This window comes from Streptomyces lushanensis, assembly GCF_001700515.1.
Taxonomy (GTDB): Bacteria; Actinomycetota; Actinomycetes; order Streptomycetales; family Streptomycetaceae; genus Streptomyces; species Streptomyces lushanensis.
The window spans coordinates 1-2,134 of the sequence record NZ_MAUD01000600.1; the positions used below are offsets into that span (position 1 = coordinate 1).

Below are 2,134 nucleotides of genomic sequence, written 5' to 3' on the forward strand. Positions count from 1 at the left end.
CGCCGGTGCCGTGCCGGGCCGCGCCGGCCCGGCACCGGCGTGGGCGTTCCGTCAGGCCGTGCCCAGTGTTTCCAGGATCTGCTCCCCGTACTTGGCCAGCTTGTTCTCGCCCACTCCGTTCACCGTGCCCAGCTCCGCCAGCGTCGACGGCGCCAGCAGGGCGATCTCGCGCAGCGTCGCGTCATGGAAGACCACGTACGCGGGCACGCCCTGCTCCTTCGCCGTCGCGGCCCGCCAGGCGCGCAGCGACTCGAACACCGGCACCGCCTCCTCCGGGAGATCGACCGGTACGGCACGGCTCTTGCCCGCCTTCTCCGCGCGCGCGGGCCGGGCCGCCGTCTTCTCGGGCTCGCGCCGCAGCACCACCGGGCGCCGCCCGCCCAGCACCTCGCCGCTCTCCTCCGTGAGGACCAGCGTCCCGTAGTCGCCCTCGACCGCGATGAGCCCCTGCGCCAGCAACTGCCGTGCCACGCTGCGCCATTCCGCCTCGCGCAGCTCCGTACCGATACCGAACACGCTCAGCGCGTCATGATCGAACTGGATGACCTTCGCCGTTTTCCTGCCGAGCAGGATGTCGGTGATCTGTCCGGCGCCGAACTTCTGGTTGCGCTCGCGCTTCAGCCTGACCACGGTCGACAGCAGCTTCTGCGCCGGGACCGTGCCGTCCCACGACTCGGCGGGGGTCAGGCACGTGTCGCAGTTGCCACAGGCGCCGCTCTTCTCGCCGAAATACGCGAGCAGTTGGACGCGGCGGCACTCCACCGTCTCGCAGAGCGCGAGCATCGCGTCGACATGGGCGCCCAGCCGCCTGCGGTGCGCGTCGTCGCCCTCGGAGGTGTCGATCATCTTCCGCTGCTGCACGACGTCCTGGAGTCCGTACGCCAGCCAGGCCGTCGACGGCAGCCCGTCGCGCCCGGCACGTCCGGTCTCCTGGTAGTACCCCTCGACGGACTTCGGCAGGTCGAGATGGGCGACGAAGCGGACGTCCGGCTTGTCGATACCCATGCCGAACGCGATGGTCGCGACCATGACCATGCCGTCCTCCCGCAGGAAGCGCGCCTGGTTCGCGGCTCGCGTACGGGCGTCGAGCCCCGCGTGGTACGGCAGCGCCTCGATCCCGTTCTTCACCAGGAACTCGGCGGTCTTCTCCACCGACGCCCGGGAGAGGCAGTAGATGATCCCCGCGTCTCCGGCGTGCTCGGCGCGCAGGAGCTGGAGGAGCTGCCGCTTCGGATCGTTCTTCGGCGCGATGCGGTACTGGATGTTGGGCCGGTCGAAGCTCGCGACGAAGTGCCGCGCGTCCTGGAGCTTGAGCCGGGAGGCGATCTCCGAGTGGGTGGCCTCGGTCGCGGTCGCGGTGAGCGCGATACGGGGTACGTCGGGCCACCGTTCGTGCAGCGCCGACAGGGCCAGATAGTCGGGCCGGAAGTCGTGGCCCCACTGCGCGACACAGTGCGCCTCGTCGATGGCGAACAGCGAGATCGTGCCGCGCTCCAGCAGCCGTACGGTCGACTCCACCCGCAGCCGCTCCGGCGCGAGATAGAGCAGATCCAGCTCACCGGCGAGGAACTCCGCCTCCACCAGGCGCCGTTCGTCCAGATCCTGTGTCGAGTTGAGGAACCCGGCCCGGACACCGAGCGCCCGCAGCGCGTCGACCTGGTCCTGCATGAGCGCGATGAGCGGCGAGACGACGACTCCGACGCCCTCGCGCACCAGAGCCGGGATCTGGTAGCAGAGCGACTTGCCGCCGCCGGTCGGCATCAGGACGAGGGCGTCGCCGCCGGCCACCACATGATCGATGATCTCCTGCTGGCTGCCGCGGAAGGAGTCGTATCCGAAGACCCGGTGGAGCACGCGCAGCGCCTCGCTGCCCGACTCGGGACGGAGTGCCGGGGCCGTTTGCGGGCTCGCCTCGGGACGCGGATCGGAATCGGGAGCGCTCATCCGCCGATTCTACGAGCCCGGTACGACATCGATTCACGAGATCGCTCAGGCCGGTCCATGATCCGCGGGTGTTCGCGGCGGGAGCGCCGCCCCGGGCATCCGGACCATCGCCCCGGGCACCCGGGCACCCGGGCTCCGCCCCGCCCACCCGGACCCCGTCTCGCGCGCCCGGAGTCCGCCCGGTTCGTGC

Annotated in this window: 1 protein-coding gene; it reads right to left on the reverse strand. The window is 70.9% G+C overall.

From position 1 onward, the window contains the following. Positions 1 to 51: 51 nt before the first annotated feature. Positions 52 to 1,944 (reverse strand): DNA helicase RecQ, encoded by a 1,893-nt coding sequence (recQ, locus tag BFF77_RS31710; RefSeq protein ID WP_066956956.1) that lies wholly within the window; start codon positions 1,942 to 1,944, stop codon positions 52 to 54. Positions 1,945 to 2,134: the final 190 nt, after the last annotated feature.